The sequence below is a fragment of the Vibrio sp. QJM3NY_26 genome, from assembly GCF_057786005.1.
In genome coordinates this window covers 1,809,168-1,829,899 of record NZ_CM173516.1, presented here as the reverse complement: position 1 = coordinate 1,829,899, position 20,732 = coordinate 1,809,168, and the positions used below count along the sequence as shown (strand labels likewise).

The following is a 20,732-nucleotide window of genomic DNA, read 5'->3' as shown; positions in this document are numbered from 1 at the left end:
TTTAAAGGCAGTTTTCAAATTTTTTTTGATTCTTTATGTATAAAAAGAAAAATATGAAAAATGTTGTATAAAAACTTGGTTTTTCAAAATGGTGTCCTTTAATGCCTCTAAATACGATCAGTTAGCTAGTAGCAACGGAGGCTGTAATGGCAGGCGAAAATAACCAAAACAACCAAAATGAAGATCTCAATGACGCGGTAGAACAGACGGACACGAACGACGCGGGTACGCCCTCCCAACAGCAGAATCAACAAAATCAACAGAACACGATTGCGTCGACGGTAGCGACGGGTGCTGAAAATACGGATGCAGCAGACGAAGTTAACCAAGCGTTGGAAGACAATCCAAGTGGCGCAGGTAATGCGGAAGAAGCATCGGCTTCTGGTGCGGCTGTTCAAGAAGAGACACCAGAAAGCGATGGAGATTCAGACGCCGCTCAATCTAATGTAGTCGACAGTGTGGCTTCTGAAGGAGGAAGTACTGAAGGCGCATCCGGAAGTGGTGGTGGGGATTCTGGTGCAGGCGCACAGGCAGTAGGAGGCGGTGGTGCAGCCGGATCTGAAGGGGGAGTTGATGCAGAAGGCAATCAAGCCCAAGGTCAAGCAGTACAAACTTCAGTAGCATCAAGCTCGTCAACAGATTCTGAAGGGTCACAAGGTGGTGATAATCTAGACTCGGAAACCGCAGAAGAAACGTTTGCAGTCGATGTTCAGGACCAAAGCGGTGAAGCAACGAATCAAGTAGAAGAAGATTTTGATTCTGAAACGACGAGTGAAACTTTCCAAATCAATGTAGAAAGTGAAAATGACGCGCCAGAAGCAGAACAAGATCTGGCTTACATCATGGATGAAGATGGCTCCATAACATTCACTCAAGAACAATTACTCGAATACGCAAGTGATGTAGATGGGGACGAATTGGTTGCCTCTAACGTTCAAGTTGGTGCTGATGCAACAGTTCAAGACAATGGTGATGGTACTTTCACAGTAGTTCCTTCAGTTGACTTCAATGGTGAACTTGACCTTACTTTCGACATCACTGACGGCCAAGAAACGATTAGCAGCGCAATTGATTTAACGGTACGTCCGATTAATGACGCGCCGGTTCCTGAAGATAAAACGTTTGAAATAGAGGAAGACGGAACTCTTGTCTTCACCGACGCAGAGCTGTTAACAGGCGCGACAGATATTGAAGGCGACAACCTTTCTGTTGAAGGTGTGACCTACGATGGTGGCGATGGCATTCTTACCGACAACGGTAATGGTACGTACACCTTTGCTCCGAATGAAAACTTCAATGGTGATGTAAACTTCGGCTTCGATGTATCAGACGGTACAGACACGGTTGCTGCAAACATTGATGTAAGCGTAACAGCAGTTGATGATGCACCAGTATCTGGCGACTTAGCTTACTCAGTCGATGAAGACGGTTCGATTCGTCTAAGCCAAGAGCAATTGCTGTCTCAAGCATCAGATGTAGAAGGCGATGACCTAACTGCTAGTGGCCTAACGGTTGGTGGCGATGCGACAGTTACTCAAAACGACGATGGCAGCTTTACCATCACGCCAGATGAGAACTTCAATGGCGACATCGATATCAGCTTTGATATCTCAGATGGCACTAACACGGTTCAAGCCTCTGCCGATTTAACTGTTAACCCAATCAATGACCTGCCAGTTCCCCAAGATCAACAGTTCAGCATTGAAGAAGACGGTACGCTGCAGTTTACTGATGCAGATCTGCTAACTGGTGCAAACGATATCGAAGGTGATGATTTAACGGTTGAAGGCATCAGTTATGAAGGAACTGATGGGGTACTGACAGACCATGGTGACGGCTCATACAGCTTTGCGCCAAATGAAAACTTCAATGGCGACGTGAACTTTAGTTTCGATGTTTCAGACGGCACCGATACGGTGTCTGCAAACATTGATGTTAGCGTGACTCCAGAGAACGATCCGCCAGTTGCTGGCTCTACGTCTTACACTGTTAATGAAGACAATTCGATTACCATTTCTGATGCACAACTATTGGCAACATCTTCAGATATTGAAGGTGATGTATCGATAGACAGCGTGACTTACTCGGGTAGTGATGGTGTACTTGAAATCAACGGTAACGGCACTTACACCTTCTCGCCAAACGAGAACTTCAATGGTGAAATTGCTCTAGATGTCGTGGTTGCCGATGAAGAAGGTGCAACCGATGCGACAACTGCGGGTATCACCGTACTTGAAGTGAATGATCCGCCAGTCGCAGGCCCAACGTCTTACACCATTGATGAAGACTCAGTACTGACCTTCAGTGAGTCACAAGTGCTACTGAATGCTTCTGATGTAGAAGGGGATGTTGAGCTTGTTGGTATTAACTACAACGGCCCTGACGGTATCTTCTCGGTAAATGGTGATGGCACTTGCAGCTTTGCTCCGAATGAGAACTTTAATGGCCAAGTTCAACTTGATGTGACCATTCGTGATGAAGACGGTGCAGAAGTTGATACCGTCATCAACGTGGATGTTCTGCCAATCAACGATGTACCAGTATCGGGTGATTTGGCATATAACGTAAACGAAGACGGTTCAATCACATTGAGCCAAGATCAGTTGTTGTCTCAAGCGTCCGATATTGAAGGCGAAGACCTAACCGCGAGCGATCTAACGGTTGATGGTAACGCAACGGTAACCGCTAATGATGACGGTAGCTTCACCATTGTTCCAGATGCGAACTTTAACGGTGACGTTGATATCCAATTCAACATCACAGATGGTACAGACACGGTTCAAGCTACAGCGGACTTAACCGTTAATCCTGTGAATGACTTGCCGGTCCCTCAAGATCAACAATTCAGTATTGAGGAAGACGGCACACTGCAATTCACTGACGCTGACCTGCTTACGGGTGCCACCGATATTGATGGCGATGACCTCACCGTAGAAGGCATCAGCTACACAGGCGGTGACGGTGTATTAACAGACCATGGTGATGGTACTTATACCTTTGCACCAAACGAAAACTTCAATGGCGATGTCAACTTCAGTTTCGATGTCTCTGATGGCACAGAAACGGTTAGTGCAAACATTGATGTGAGCGTAACGCCTGAGAATGATCCGCCCGTTGCGGGTTCTACTTCGTATATGGTCAATGAAGACAATGCGATCACCATTTCTGATGAGCAATTATTAGCTAACTCTTCGGATATTGAAGGTGCGGTATCGGTTGATAGCGTGACCTACAGTGGCACCGATGGTGTGTTCCAAGATAACGGTGACGGTAGTTACACCTTCCTTCCTAATGAAAACTTCAGTGGCGATATCAGCCTTGACGTTATTGTTGTTGATGAAGATGGTTCGATTGATGAGACCACCGCGGGCATTACCGTTCTAGAAGTGAATGATCCACCAGTCGCAGGTCCAACGTCATACACCATTGACGAAGATTCGGTACTGACGTTCAGCGAATCTCAGATTCTAGTGAATGCCTCTGATGTTGAAGGTGATGTAGAACTAGTCGGCATCAATTACGATGGGGAAGACGGTATCTTCACTGTAAATGGTGATGGTACATGTAGCTTTGCACCAAACGAAAACTTCAATGGTCAGGTTCAACTGGGTGTGACCATTCAAGATGAAGATGGTGCGACGGTAGAGACACAGATTAATGTTGATGTACTGCCAATTAACGATCCACCAGTATCGGGCGATTTGGCTTACACCATAAATGAAGACAGCTCAATCACACTAAGCCAAGATCAGTTATTGGCGCGAGCTGGTGATATTGATAGCGAAAACCTAGAAGCTATTAACCTTTCGACCGATGAAAACGCAACCATCCAACAAAACGACGATGGTAGCTACACCATTACACCAGACGCTGATTACAACGGCGACCTAGACTTGAGTTTCGATATCATCGATAACGATGGTGGTGAGGTTCAAGTTGGTCTTGATATCACAGTGAACCCGTTGAATGACTTGCCACAAGCACAAGATCAACAGTTCACGATTGAAGAAGACGGTACATTACTATTTACCGATGCTGACCTACTTGCAGGTGCGTCAGATATTGATGGTGATGAGCTGTCGATTGAAAACGTGCTCTACACGGGGGCTGATGGTGTTCTTAGTGACAATGGTGACGGCACATATAGCTTTGCACCAAACGAGAACTTCAATGGCGATGTTCAATTCTCATTTGATGTTTCTGATGGCACGGGCTCAACGGCTGCTGTCATCGATGTCAGCGTGACGCCAGAGAACGATCCTCCAGTCGCAGGTTCAACGTCCTACACAGTTCAAGAAGACGGCCAAATCACCATCAGTGATGAGCAGTTATTAGCAAATTCTTCCGATGTTGAAGGTGATGTTGCTCTATCAAGTGTTAGTTACGCTGGTGATGACGGCTCATTCGTTGATAACGGTAATGGCACATACACCTTCACACCAAATGAAAACTTCGACGGTGACATCTCACTTGATGTTGTTGTGGTTGACGAAGATGGTGCAACGGCGACAACCACAGCTGGCATTGATGTTATTGCCGTGAATGACGGTCCTGAAACGTCTGGCATTCAGGCTGAAGTCGACGAAGATAATTCAATCACCATTACTCAAGAGCAGTTACTTGCGAATGCAACTGACGTTGAAGGTGATGAGTTAACGGCATCTAACTTACAAACCAACGATCCAGACGCAACAATTGTTACTAATGACGATGGTTCATTCACCATCACGCACACGGAGAACTTCAATGGCGAGTTGGACTTCACATACAGCATCAGTGATGGTGACAATGAAGTTCTGACCACACTCGACTTAACGATTAACCCAGTTAATGATGCGCCAGAAGCGGGCGAAGAAATCTTCATCCAAGCGCAAGAAGACCAAACAGTTGGCGTGACGCTTCGTGAAGAGCCCGCACTGCGTTTAGACCAAGCGCCAGAAAACGGCATTATTGAAGCGAATATCAATGATGAATGGGTGGTACTGGAAGTAGGACAAGAAGTTCCTGCAGATACAGAAGTGCGCTTTGTTCCAAGTGAAGATGCTCTGGCTGAAGGCACACACACCACACAAATCGGTACGTTTGACGATAACGCGAGTGTGGATGACTGGGGCACAGAAGTTGACCCTTACACACGTGAGTTCTCAGATGGTGACTTAACAGTAACCGTTCAAAGTAACGATGATCCTCTAGGTGCTTGGAATGGCAATACTCACATTGGTCATGGCCTCGGTGATACAGACCGCCAAGGGTTGAGTGGTGATGAAAAACTGACAGTTTCAGTTGAAGGTCAAGACATCAATGAAATCAGTTTCCACCTAGATGGTTTAGGTGGTTGGTTCATGGAAGATTCACGTCACTTTACAGAAGTAGAAATTAAAGCATTCAATGAGGATGGCGACCTAATTGACTCGATGACTTACCACAAAGAAGATCGTGGTGGTTACGAGACTGATTACACGCTTACTGTTTCTGAACCTGTGTCTTACTTTGAACTCGGTACGGTACAAGGAAATGGTACTTACGTCGTTCAAAACATGACAGTGTCACAAACCTGTCATGATGAAGCAGTGTTTACTTCGATTGGTGTAGACGGTTCTGAAATCACTGAAACGGTTGAGTTGAACATCCATGCGGGTGACAACGAAATCGAGCTAACGGCTGATCTTCCAAATATCACTATCGATACGGAAGGTTCTGCTCAGTTTGCTTCTGTTGTGATTACAGAAGAACAGCTACTGGCACAAGCCTCTGATATTGATGGCGACGACCTTGATATTCAAAATCTAGAGCTGGTGGGTGAAAACTCAGAGCATGCAACACTGACTGATAATGGTGATGGTACTTGGACGGTAACACCGGATGAAAACTTCCATGGTGAAATCGAACTGGGTTATCAAGTTACCGATGGTGAATTGACCGACGACAACATCATTAACATTAACTTCGAGTCGGTGAATGATGCACCAATCGTTTCTGGTCCAATGGTGCTATCGACAGACGAAGACCAAGGTATTACTTTCAGTGCTGATGATTTATTGGCGAACACTACAGATGTGGAAGGCGATACGCTGTCTATTTCTGACATCACTTACGGTGGTGATCACGGTGACTTGGTCGACAACGGCGATGGCACGTTTACCTTCATGCCGAATGAAAACTTCAATGGTGAAATCGACATCGACTACAAGGTGTTTGATGGTACTGATGAAGTTGCAACGCACCTAGACCTAACGGTTGTACCGGTCAATGATGTGCCGGTTCCGGGCGAACCACTGCACACCCAAATGCTTGAAAACGGATCCATGATCATTGAAGCGAAAGACCTATTGTCTGGCGCAACGGATGTCGATGGTGACATTCTTCATGTTGAAAACCTATTACTTGCAGACCAAACGCAAGGTACGTTAACAGATAATGGCGATAATACGTTCACCTTTGAGCCTGCAGAGAACTTCTCTGGTGAAGTGAATCTGACCTTCGATATCAGTGACGGGCAAGCAAGCGCGCCAAGCATTGCAACAGTCGACGTTGAAATTGTCAACGAAGGCCCTGAAGTTAGCGGCCCAATTGAAGCGGCGGTTGATGAAGATGGTTCAATCACCATTACGCAAGAGGACTTGTTGGCGAATGCAACCGATGTCGATGGTGATAACCTTGAAGCCGTTAACTTAGCGACCAACGATCCAAATGCGGTTATTGTAGAAAACTCAGACGGTAGCTTCACAATCACACCAAGTGCAGACTTCTTTGGTGAGATTGAGTTCACTTACGATGTCACTGACGCAATTGAGACAGTGGCAGCCGATCTTAACCTGACCGTAAATCCAATCAACGATGCGCCAGACGTACCGGATATGTCTTTCACAACGGAAGATGGTCAAGCAATCACCATTACCGAAGCTGAGCTATTAGCACAAGCGACAGACGTTGAAGGCGATGAGCTGTCTGTTGTGAATGTGACTAGCGCGAGCGACACGGTAGAAGTCACGGACAACGGTGACGGTACATACACATTAACGCCAGAGCAGGGTTTCTTCGGCAATGTTGATTTAGCGTTTGATGTGAGCGATGGCACTGACGTGGTTGCCGCAAACATTGACCTAAAAGTTGAGTTCGTCAATGACACGCCAGAAGCGACGCCAATGGTTGCAGATGTCGACGAAGATGGTTCAATTCTCGTTACACAAGAGATGTTGTTGGAAAGCGCGAGCGATCAAGATGGTGATGAGCTGTTTGCGAGTGCGCTGGAAACCAATGATCCAAACGCCACCATCGTAAATAATGGTGATGGCACGTACACAGTGACGCCTTCGGAAAACTTCAATGGTGATATCGCATTCACTTATGAGGTGAGCGACGGTGAGCTGAGCACGTCTAATGACATGACATTGACCGTGAATCCGGTGAATGACATTCCAATCGTTGCTCCAGGCATGTACCACATTGAAGAGGATGGCAGCATCCTGTTCACTCAAGAAGATCTGTTGAGTGGTGCGATTGATATTGATGGCGACGACTTAAGCGTTACTAGCATCAATTACTCTGGTGATGAAGGCACAGTCACCGATAACGGCGATGGCACGTTCAGCTTCGTTCCTGAAGAGCACTTTAGTGGCGATCTACAGTTCAGTTTTACAGTTACCGATGGCACAACTGAAGTAGAACAAGACCTCAATGTTCACATTGAAGCGGTCGCAGATGCGCCGGATCTTGTGATTACCGATAGCGATGGCGTTAACGTCGATGACCAAGCGATTTTGGTTGAGCCAGGCGGCATTGTTGAACTGAATATTGCAGCGGCGCTTGTCGACCAAGACTTGTCTGAAACACTTACCGTAACTGTAGATGGTGTGCCAGAAGGTTCGGTTATTCAATACGATAACGAAGGCGTTCTGAATGACCAAGAAAACGGTATCACCAGTTACAACGATACTGAAATCACAGTAACGTTTGAAGGCGAAACCGCGGGATACCAAAATGCAGCGGGTTACTACAAAGTCGATGAAGACGGCAACATCACAGGTGTTGAAGTTGTCTACGAGAATGCATCACAAGTGGGTGGCGGCGGTGACCTTGTCCCTGGGCAAGATCAGTTCAGCTTCCAAGTTGAGGAGGGTGAGAGCTTTAACCTGTTCTTAATTCCAAACGGGCATCAACACAACGACTTTGATGCGATGCAAGACGGTCAGTACGAGTTCCGTGCTGAGGATGGGTCGCCTGCGAACATGGACACGGTTGATCCTCAACTTGTCTTCGTTGCTGCTGATGGAACCGAAACCGTGGTGCAAGGGCAGAATGGTGACGCGATCTTCCATGGTGGTTCAAGCTCTCAGCTAAACCAAGATGGTATCGAACATACGCGCACGACGGTTAATGAAGACGGCGAGCTGGTTTACGGATTTGAAGATTTGTATGGCGGCGGTGATGCTGACTATTCAGACTTCAACTTCACAATCGATGTCGGTGAAGTGAACAGCCAAATCTACAGTGGTGAAGTGACGGTTGGTCCTGATGGTACGGTGAACCTACCAACAACGGCTATCGAAAATGCACTACAAATCCAGTTACCAGAAGACTTCAACGAACAGCTTGAAGTTCATGTAACAGCAACCGCAACAGAGCTATCGAATGATGATTCTGAAACGGTCTCTCAAACCATCTACATTAACGCGACAGGCGCCCACATTGAACATGCACCTGAAGCACTTCCTGTTGCTGCTACTGTGGAAGAAGATGGTTCTATCATCATTACGCAAGAAGACTTGTTAGCTAATGCTCGTGATCTCGATGGCGACCAGCTGACAGCTCTGAATTTAGCAACCGATGATGAGAGCGTAACTATCACAGATAACGGTGATGGTACGTACACATTAACGCCAGATGCTGACTTCAATGGCGATGTTAGCTTTACGTTTGATGTGTCTGATGGTGATGATGTTGTCTCTACCAACCTAGAGCTAACAGTTTCACCAGTGAACGATGGTCCAGAAGCACAAGACCAGGCATTCACAGTTGGTGAAGATGGCGTGTTAACTTTCAATGACCAAGACCTATTAACGGGCGCGACGGACATTGAGGGAGATGACCTAAGTGTTGAAGGTGTAACTTACACTGGCGCAGACGGTGTCCTAACCGATAATGGCGATGGCACCTACAGTTTCGCGCCAAACGAAAACTTCAATGGCGATGTGAATTTCTCGTTCAATGTATCAGATGGTACCGATACGGTAACCGCTAACATTGATGTGAGCGTGACGCCAGAGAATGATCCTCCGGTTGCGGGTAGTACGTCTTACACGGTTCATGAAGACAACTCTATTACAATCAGCAACGAGCAACTGCTAGCGAACTCTTCGGATATCGAAGGCGAAGTCGCAATTGATAACGTGACTTACAGTGGTAGCGACGGTGTTCTGGAAATCAACGGTGACGGCACATATACCTTCTCGCCAAACGAGAACTTCAATGGCGAAGTTAGCCTAGATGTTGTCGTGACGGATGAAGATGGCGCGACCGAAGAAACAACTGCGGGTATTACTGTCCTTGAGGTGAACGATCCGCCAGTTGCTGGGCCAACGTCATACACCATCGATGAAGATTCAGTACTGACTTTCAATGAGTCTCAAGTTCTGTTGAACGCTTCTGATATTGAAGGTGATGTTGAGCTTGTTGAGATTAACTACGATGGCCCAGACGGAATCTTCTCAATCAATGGTGACGGTACATGTAGCTTCGCACCGAATGAAAACTTCAACGGCCAAGTGCAGTTGGATGTGACCATTCAAGATGAAGACGGCGCTCAAGTTGATACGTTTATTACGGTTGATGTATTACCAATCAACGATGTACCAGTATCAGGCGACCTAGCATACAGTGTTGAGGAAGACGGTTCGATTACCTTGAGCCAAGAGCAGCTTCTTTCTCAAGCCAGTGATGTAGATGGCGACGACCTTACTGCTTCTAACTTGATTGTTGATGGAGACGCGACGGTTGTTGCTAACGATGACGGCAGCTTTACCATTACCCCTGATGCGAACTTCAATGGTGACATTGACCTAACGTTCGACATTAGCGACGGTACAGATACGCTTGTTGCGACGGCTGACCTCACCGTTAACCCAGTTAATGACCTTCCACAACCACAAGATCAAACGTTCAGCATTGGCGAAGACGGCGTCTTGAGCTTCACTGATGAAGACTTGCTGACAGGTGCGACCGACATTGATGGAGATGACCTATCGGTTGAAGGTGTTACTTACACAGGTGCGGACGGTGTTCTTACTGATAATGGCGACGGAAGCTACAGCTTTGCGCCAAACGAGAACTTCAATGGTGATGTGAACTTCAGTTTTGATGTGTCAGATGGCACGGATACGGTTCAAGCCAACATTGATGTCAGCGTGACACCAGAGAATGATCCACCGGTTGCAGGTAGCACGTCTTACACCGTTCATGAAGACAACTCAATTACCATCAGCGACGAACAGTTACTTGCTAACTCTTCGGACATTGAAGGTGATGTGGCCGTTGACAGCGTGACTTACACTGGCGCTGATGGTGTCTTTGAAGACAACGGTGACGGTACTTACACCTTCTCACCAAACGAAAACTTCAACGGCGAAGTTAGCCTTGATGTTGTCGTTACCGATGAAGAGGGTGCAACTGAATCGACCACCGCGGGTATTACTGTACTTGAGGTGAACGATCCACCAATCGCAGGTTCAACGAGCTACTCAGTCAACGAGGACGAAGTTATCACCATCAGTTCAGAGCAACTGTTGGCGAACGCTTCTGATATAGAAGGTGAAGTGGCGATTGATAGCGTTAACTACACCGGTTCAGACGGTATCTTTAGCGACAATGGTGACGGAACATTCAGCTTCGCACCTAACGCTAACTTCGATGGCGATGTAAGCCTTGATGTTGTCGTTACTGATGAAGAAGGCGCAACCGCAACTACCACAGCAAGCATTGATGTTCTGCCTGTTAACGATGCTCCGGTATCGGGCGACTTGGCGTACAGCGTGGACGAAGATGGTTCAATTACCTTGAGCCAAGAGCAATTACTTGCTCAAGCTGGTGACATTGACGGCGATGACTTAACAGCGGCTAATCTAACTGTTGGTGGTGATGCGACCGTCACTGCAAACGATGATGGTAGTTTCACTATCACGCCAGATGCTAACTTCAATGGCGACATTGATTTGAACTTCGACATTACCGATGGTGATGCGACGCTTCAAGCAACGGCTGATCTTACCGTTAACCCTGTCAATGACTTGCCAACTGTCGGTGAGCCACAGTTTGTGACTCAAGAAGACACGAGCTTTACCTTTACAGAAGAGCAACTGCTGCAAAATGCGGGCGACATTGATGGCGATAACCTATCGGTTGAAAATGTGGCTTCAGATAGCGGTACTTTGGTTGATAACGGCGACGGTACTTATACATTCGCACCGAATGAAAACTTCGACGGCAATGTGAATGTGACGTTCGACGTGAATGACGGTACAGCGACAGTACCAGCAGAAGCGACGATTGATGTTCAATCTGTGGTTGATATGCCAGAGCTGTCGATTGCTTCTGACCTAGTGATTGCTTCAGACAACTTCGAGTCTGGCTCAAACGGTTGGAATACCGGTACTGAAAGCTCACAAGGCTTCGAATCAGGTGACATGCTGGGTCGTATTGGTGGCACTGGTGGCGATGAAGCTGTCAGCAAAACTTACGACATTCCAAGTGATGTGAGCGAAGTTAATATCTCGTTCAGTTTCTACGAAATTGATTCTTGGGATGGTGAGTCATTCCAAATTTTTGTCGGCGGCGAAGAGCTTACTTCGTTAGACAACTCGGCGTTCCAAACTCAAGATGGCACGACAACGTTGTACGATTCAGCGGGCAATGAAGTGGGTGAAGTTGTCCATGGCGTGTCGCAAGGTGAAGGCTTCAGTGGTTGGAACGACCAAGCACACCAAATCAACCTAACGGTACCCGTTGAAGACGGCCAACTTGAGTTAGGCTTCGGTTCAACCTTGAACCAAGGTGTGAGTGATGAGTCGTTTGGCATCGATAACATTGAAATCACAGTGTCTGACGCGGATTACCAAATCATTGGTACCGAAGATACACCTGTACCACTCGATATTGATGCCGCTCTAACCGATACCGATGGTTCAGAAAACCTTGCTATTTTGATTGAAGATGTGCCGGAAGGCAGCTCGCTTTCTGCAGGTACTGATAACGGTGATGGCACTTGGTCATTGCAACCTGGCGAGCTAGAAGGGCTAGAGTTTATCCCTTCAGGTGACTTCAATGGGGATGTGGTTCTAACCGTGAATGCGACGTCGACTGATGTTGATACGGGCACCACCGCAACGGCAACACAAGATGTGAAGATTCACATTTCGCCAGCGAACGATGCTCCAGAAGTTGATGGTGATATCAGTGCCGTGACAGCCGAAGATAACAGCATCACGCTAACTCAAGAGCAGTTGCTAGAGCACGCTGTCGACATTGATGGTGATGACCTATCAGCAATCAACCTAACCACCAATGATGAAAATGCGACCGTTCAAATGAACGACGATGGCAGTTTCACCATTACACCGAGTGAAAACTTCAACGGTAATATCGAATTTAGTTACGATGTAACTGATGGGGAAGACATGGTCGCTGCAGGCCTAGACTTGACGGTAACACCTGTCAATGATGCGCCAGAGCCACAAGACCAAGCATTCACTATTGGTGAAGATGGGGTTCTTAACTTCACTGACGCTGACCTGTTAACGGGTGCAACGGATGTTGAAGGTGATGACCTAACAGTCGAAGGTGTGACATACACGGGTGCTGATGGTGTGCTTACCGACAATGGTGACGGAAGCTACAGCTTTGCGCCAAACGAGAACTTCAATGGTGATGTGAACTTCAGCTTTGATGTCTCAGATGGAACGGATACGGTTCAAGCCAACATTGATGTGAGCGTGACGCCTGAGAACGATCCACCAGTGGCGGGCAGCACGTCTTACACTGTGGATGAAGACAACTCAATCACGATCAGTAATGAACAGTTATTAGCCAACTCTTCAGATATTGAAGGTGAGGTTGCGATTGATAGCGTGACTTACACTGGCAGTGATGGTGTCTTTGAAGACAACGGTGACGGCACTTATACTTTCTCGCCAAACGAGAACTTCAATGGTGATGTGAGCTTAGCGGTTGTTGTTACCGATGAAGAAGGGGCAACAGAAGCGACCACAGCGGGAATCACTGTACTTGAGGTGAACGATCCGCCAATCGCAGGCTCAACCAGCTACTCAGTCAACGAAGATGAAGTTATCACCATCAGTGCAGAGCAACTGTTGGCGAACGCTTCGGATATTGAAGGCGAAGTGGCGATTGATAGCGTTACTTACACAGGCGCTGACGGTATCTTTACTGACAACGGTAACGGCACATTCAGCTTTGCACCGAACGCAAACTTCGATGGCGATGTTAGCCTAGATGTAGTGGTGACAGATGAAGAAGGTGCGACAGTAGCCACTAGCGCAAGTATTGATGTTCTTCCAATTAACGATCCACCTGTATCGGGTGATTTGGCATACAGCATTGATGAAGATGGTTCCATTACTCTGACTCAAGAGCAGTTGCTGTCTCAAGCATCTGATGTGGATGGCGATGATCTGACCGCAAGTAACTTAAGCGCAGGCGATAATGCAACCGTTGTTGATAATGGTGATGGCACCTTTACGGTAACGCCAGATGCGAACTTCAATGGCGATATCGACCTAAGCTTTGATATTTCGGATGGTACAGAGTCAATTGTGGCAAACGCCGATCTGACGGTAAACCCAGTCAACGACTTGCCAACGACATCTGATGTATATGCGAACGTTGATGAAGATAATGTCATCACTATCACACAGGAGCAGCTACTTGCGAATGCCGCTGATATTGAGGGAGATGACCTTGTCGCTTCCGACTTAACCTTAGTGGGTGACGACGCAACGATTGTCGATAATGGCGATGGTACGTTCTCAATCACTCCAAGCGAAAACTTCAATGGCTACATCGACGTTGCCTACAGCATCAGCGATGGCGACACACCAATTGCCGCTAACTTAGGCTTAACCGTTGACCCAGTTAACGACGCGCCAATTGTTTCTGCTGATGTGGCGATAACCATTGAAGAAGACGGTTCATACACCATTACTCAAGAAGAGCTCCTACAATTCGCGACTGACATCGAAGACGATGACATGACCGCAATTATCGGAGAGCAGGGCGATGAAACGACCGTTACTGGTACTGTGTTGGATGCTGAAACTGGCAATCCAATCGCAGGTGCGGATGTTACGCTAACCGACAACGCTGGTCATTCTTACACGGCGGAGACGGATCAATCCGGTAACTACTCTGTGAGCGGTCCTGTTGTTGACCAAGGTACCGTTACGATTGAACAAGAAGGCTCAATTACTAGCAGTTTCCTAGTTCCAGCAGGCGAAGATACCAATGGTGGCGTGACTGCAATATCTGAAGTCCTTGAAGAAACAGATATGCGTATCGTGGTCACATGGGGTGACAGTCCACGTGATATGGACAACCACCTATGGCTCTACGATACAGAGAATGGCAGTGAGCTAGACCATATTTACTATCGCGACATGAGCCATGATTTGGGTGAAGGTAATGTCGTTCAGCAAGATGTAGATGATACGAATGGCGGTGGTCCTGAAACCATCACCATTCCAAACTACCAAGATGCGGACATGCACTATTCAGTACACAACTACACCAGCAGAAGTTGGGATGTAGATGGTGTTGAAGATGTACAGGTTCAGGTATTTGTTGGCGATACATTGGTTGAAACCTTTAGCCCTGATTTATCTGAAAGCCCATCGGGTGACCACTGGCATGTATTCGATATCGTTAATGGCGTTGTGGTTCCAAGCCAAGATGTAGGCAGCGAGAATGCGTTTGATTTACCAACGGCTGAAGAAGCGCTCACGAATGAAAACGGCATTGATATCTCTGAGTTGCTAACGGGTGATGAAGATGGAGGCTCTGGTGAAACGGGTGGTAACGAACCAAGTGTTGGAGACGTCTCAATTGAGAACGCACTTATCACTGACAATGGTGACGGCACTTACACCATCACTCCTGAAGAGAACTTCAATGGTGAATTCTCGATTAGCTATAACGTGGACGATGGCAACGGTGGGATTACTCCAGCAGAACTAGACGTTACCGTTACAGCAGTTAACGACCTTTCTGTTATTTACGACCACGACTACACCATTAATGAAGATGGGTCGTTGATCTTTACCGATGAACAGCTATTGGCTGGTGCAACGGATATTGATGGCGAGAACCTTTCTGTCGAATCGGTTAATTACGAAGGCACCGACGGTGTGTTCACGGATAATGGCGATGGTACTTATACCTTTGCTCCAAACGAGAACTTCAATGGTAACGTTGACCTAACTTACGATGTCAGTGACGGTACCGATGTTGTATCGGCAAACATTGATGTGCAAGTTGTCCCAATTAATGACGTACCGGTTGCTGGAACCACCGCTTACAGTGTTGAAGAGGATGGCAGCATAACCCTAAGCGATGCACAACTTCTGACGAACAGTTCGGATGTTGAAGGGGAAGTGTTTGTTAGCGATGTAAGTTACAGCGGCACAGATGGCGTGTTCACTGACAATGGTAATGGCACTTACACCTTCTCGCCAAACGAAAACTTTAACGGTGACATCAGTCTTGATGTGTCCATTATGGATGAAGATGGTGCAACGGCCGAAACCACAGCAGGTATTGATGTCATAGCAGTAAATGACTTACCAGTAGCGGGTTCTACGGCTTACAGTGTCGACGAAGACAACGTCATTATACTATCTGACGCACAACTTCTGGCAAACAGCTCAGACATTGAAGGTGATGTATCCGTAAGTGATGTTTCGTACTCGGGTGCAGACGGCATATTTACCGACAATGGTGATGGTACATACAGCTTTGCACCAAATGAAAACTTCAACGGCAATGTCAGCCTAGATGTGACGGTTGCTGATGAAGACGGTGCAACCGCTGAAACGACGGCGGGTATTGATGTTATCGCAGTCAACGATGCTCCAGTATCTGGCGACTTGGCTTACTCAGTAGATGAAGATGGTTCAATCACGCTAAGCCAAGAACAATTGCTAGCTCAAGCATCGGATGTGGACGGCGATGATCTTACCGCTGCCAACCTAACTGCGGGTGATAACGCTACCGTTACGGCAAACGATGATGGTTCATTTACCATTACTCCGGATGCCGACTTCAATGGCGACATTGACCTTAGCTTCGACCTTTCTGATGGTACTGAAACGGTTGTTGCAACGGCCGACCTTACTGTGAATCCAGTGAATGACATTGCGGTTGTAGAAGATGTCGCTTACACCATTGAAGAAGACGGTTCACTTACCTTTACAGACGAGCAACTGCTAGCGGGTGCCTCTGATATTGATGGTGACGAGCTTTCAGTTGCCGATGTGTCTTACACTGGCTCAGAGGGTGTGTTCACCGACAATGGCGATGGCACTTACACCTTTGCTCCAAACGAAAACTTCAATGGTGAAGTAAGTCTGGACTTCTCAGTATCTGACGGTACAGAGACGGTTGATTCAAACATCGACGTCACGGTAACAGACGTTAACGATGCACCAGTGGCAGGCGCAACGTCTTACCAAATGAACGAAGATGGCACTATTACATTGAGCCCTGAGCAGTTGATTGCTAATAGCTCCGATGTGGACGGTGACGTGTCGCTTGATAGCGTGAGCTACTCAGGTGCAGACGGTATCTTGGTTCAAAATGAAGATGGTTCGGTAACGTTCGCACCAAACGAAAACTTTAACGGCGACATCAACCTTGATGTGACGGTTATTGATGACGACGGTGCGACGGCTCAGACTACCGCTGGTATTGAAGTCATTGCAGTTAATGACGCACCTGTTGCCGGAAACGTGGCCTACTCAGTTGATGAAGACGGTTCAATTACGCTATCGCAAGAGCAGTTGCTGGCTAACGCATCCGATGTTGATGGTGATGCACTGACCGCAAGCAACCTATCTGCAGGTGACAATGCGACCGTAACAGCGAACGATGATGGTTCATTTACTATCACTCCGGATGCTGACTTCAACGGCGACATAGACCTAAGCTTCGATGTTTCAGACGGTATCGAGACAGTCCAAGCTGGCGTAGACCTAACCGTTAACCCAGTGAACGACTTACCAACGGCTGCTGACCAGAGCTTTACCGTTGAGGAAGATGGTACGTTAACCTTCACTGACGCTGACCTATTAGCAGGCGCTGCAGACATTGACGGCGATGACTTGTCTATCACGGATGTGTCTTACACGGGCGCAGAAGGTGTGTTCACTGAAAATGGCGATGGCACTTATAGCTTTGCTCCAAACGAGAACTTCAATGGCGATGTAAACCTTGGCTTCACAGTGACTGATGGCACTGAAACAGTCGATGCCAATATTGATGTGACGGTAACGGATGTGAATGATGCGCCGGTAGCGGGTTCTACGTCTTACCAAATGAACGAAGATGGCACGATTACCATTAGCCCTGAACAGTTGATTGCTAACAGTTCTGACGTTGATGGTGAAGTGTCGCTTGAAAGCGTGACTTACTCAGGCTCTGACGGCACCTTGGTTCAAAACGATAATGGGTCTGTGACCTTCACGCCAAACGAGAACTTTAATGGTGATATCAGCCTAGATGTGGTCGTGACCGATGATGACGGTGCAACTGCAACAACAACGGCAGGTATCGAAGTTCTGGCTGTGAACGATGGACCAGAGTCGGAGGATGTGAAACTAACCACAGCCGAAGACAGCACCATTATTATCACACAAGACATGTTGTTAGCTCAAGCTACCGACATCGATAACACCGCAGATGAGCTGTCAGCTTCTGGTCTACAAATCGACTCTAGCTTGGGTGAGTTGCTAGACAACGAAGATGGTACTTGGTCATTTACGCCAAACGAAAACTTCAATGGCGATGTGCCAATGACGTTTAACGTTAGCGATGGCCAAGAGACAATTTCAGTCGACGGCAACATCGATGTCACGCCAGTGAATGATGCACCTGAAGCACCAATGATTGAGATGCAAGGCGAAGAAGATGTGGTCATGGTGATTGACCCAGCTTACATCGCGGATCAAGTGACAGACCTTGATGGCGACGATATCAGCATTGAAAGCATCACAGTTCGAGCTCCAGCGAACGCGACCTTAACTCAGCAACCAGACGGCATGTATCACTTAGTGACTACGCAAGACTTCAATGGCTTGGTAGAACTGGGTTATCAAGCGACTGACGGCGAAGAAGTGGTTGATGGCTCGCTGAATGTGGATGTCATTCCGGTTAACGACGCACCATTCAATGTCGGCAACGCAATGATGACCACAGACGAAGATGGCGCGTTCACCTTCGATGCTGGCGACTTGATGAACTTGTTCGGTGACATTGATACCGCTGACCTTGTTGTTTCTCGCATTATCACCGCAGACGGTGAAGATGGCGGAGAAGTAACAGACAACGGTGATGGTACGTGGACATTCACACCAACAGGCGACTTTGCGGGTGTTTCTGACCTACAAGTTGTCGTGAGTGACGGTGAGTTTGAAACCGTTCTCGATGTTCCTGTGTTCGTACGTCCTGTCGCAGATGGCGCGGTTATTTCAACTGACCATGACGGTCCATTGGTGTTCGGTGAGGATGAAACCGGTCACTTAGGACTGAATGTTGGCCTAGTCGATGACTCAGAGACACTGAGTAACCTAGTGATGACAGGTTTCCCTGTTGGATTCGAGGTAACAGATGGTGTGAATACCGTGATGATCACCGAGCCGGGTCAATACATCGACCTGTTCGATTGGGATATCTCAAACATTCAAATGACGCCTCCTGAAGACTTCCATGGTGAGTTCTTCGTAACGGTTAGCGCAACAACGGTTGATTACGGAGATGAGCCGGAAGCGTTTGAAGATGGCATCGATTCTGGTGATTTCGAAACCGTAGCGGGTGATTCCATCATCCTAACGGCGGACGACCTAATCGGTTTGGCTGAGAATGTGGATGCTGACAGCGATGATGAAGTGAAACTGGTTCATCTTGCTGACCGCAGCCAAGGTGAGATTGTCGATAATGGCGATGGCACTTGGACGTTCACACCAGCACCAGGCTTCACGGGCGAAGCAGACATTGCGTACGTAGTTGATAAAGATGGCGTGCTTCATGATGAGCAAACTGGCGTAGTCGTGAAAGAAGGCGACTCACAAGAGAATGCAGCACCAGAAGTTAACAGCATCACAACGACGGAAATCGCAGCTGATGCAACCTTGTCGTTCACTGATGAAGACATGTTAGCGAACCTGAGCGATGCAGAAGGCGATAGCATGAGCATTGAGTCAGTAAGCTTGATGGAAGGTCAGGGCGTAATTGAGAGCGATAACCAAGGTAACTATCAATTCACACCTGCTGAAGACTACACCGATGATGTTCAAGTTGGATTTATAGCGACCGATGGCGAAAATCGCATCGAAAGCTTCTTCAATGTGGATATCCAAGGCGGAGATGAAGCAGCGGCGAGTGAAGGTTATGCCTTAGCTGATGATGGTTCACTAACTATCACGGATGCACAGCTGGTGGATGAGTTGGGCGTGAGTGATTCTGCACAAGTTGTTGATGTTGCAGACGCGAACGATGCTGGCTTCTTTGCCGAATCAGGTGAAGGTGAGTGGACTTACTGGCCGAACGAAGACTTCGATGGCAACTTAGCGATGAATGTTGAAGTTAACGACGGCGGTGAAGTATCAAGTCATAGCTTAAGCATCCAAGTTGAAGATGATTCAGTACAAAGTGATGAACCACAAGTCCAAGCTGCTCAAGCAACAGAAGAGCAACAAGTGGAAGTGGCTCAACAAGCTGATGACCAAGCTCAAGATGCTGAAACTGAAGACAGTACAGCAGATATAACCGCGGCACCGGGTGATACCATCTCTATCTCGATTCCAGATGAGGTAAGTGGTAACGAATCGGTTGATTACGCTGATATGTCTGGTCTACCTGAGGGCGCTACTGTGAGCAACGCACTGGATAACGGTGATGGTAGCTTCACAATCAGTGGCAACCTAGAGCAGCCTGTATCCGTTGAACTTCCAGAAGGTTACGAAGGGACTAGCGAGATCCAATTCCAAGGTTACGACGAATTGGGTAGTTCAATAGACGGTGCTAGCGGTTCTGTTGAAGTTGAGGTCGATGATCAATACACCATGCAAGGTTCTACGCAAGAGCAGCAACCGGACATGGCGGGTATGGAATCTGGAGGCAGCGACTGGACAAGTTCAGGTGGTCAAGATCAAGGTGTTGACTTCACGGATGACTCTGGAAGCTTCGATTCAGATTCTCAAACTGGAACCGATCAAGGCAACGACTTCGACCAAAGCTCGATTTAATCGAGAGGGCTTAGTTTTAGTCTGAACCGACATTTAGTCTAAACCAACAAGTAGATAGGGCAGCGTAAAGTTGCCCTCATTAAAGCCATGTAGGGTTATTGATACATGGCTTTTTTCTTGCTTGTTCTTCTAAATAATATTGTTTGTTTCGTTAAATAAACTTGAGAACAGATAAAAATGTCCTTAATTATTAGACGAGTTAGTTAGAAA

General features: G+C 47.3%; 1 protein-coding gene. It reads left to right on the top strand.

The features are described 5' to 3' along the window. Window positions 1-146: 146 nt before the first annotated feature. Window positions 147-20,522 (top strand): tandem-95 repeat protein, encoded by a 20,376-nt coding sequence (locus AC3CH4_RS23360; protein WP_488543930.1) that lies wholly within the window; start codon window positions 147-149, stop codon window positions 20,520-20,522. Window positions 20,523-20,732: the final 210 nt, after the last annotated feature.

Coding starts and splice junctions, on each gene's coding strand:
- AC3CH4_RS23360 (WP_488543930.1), top strand. CDS start 147: ATGGCAGGCGAAAATAACCAAAACAACCAAAATGAAGATCTCAATGAC.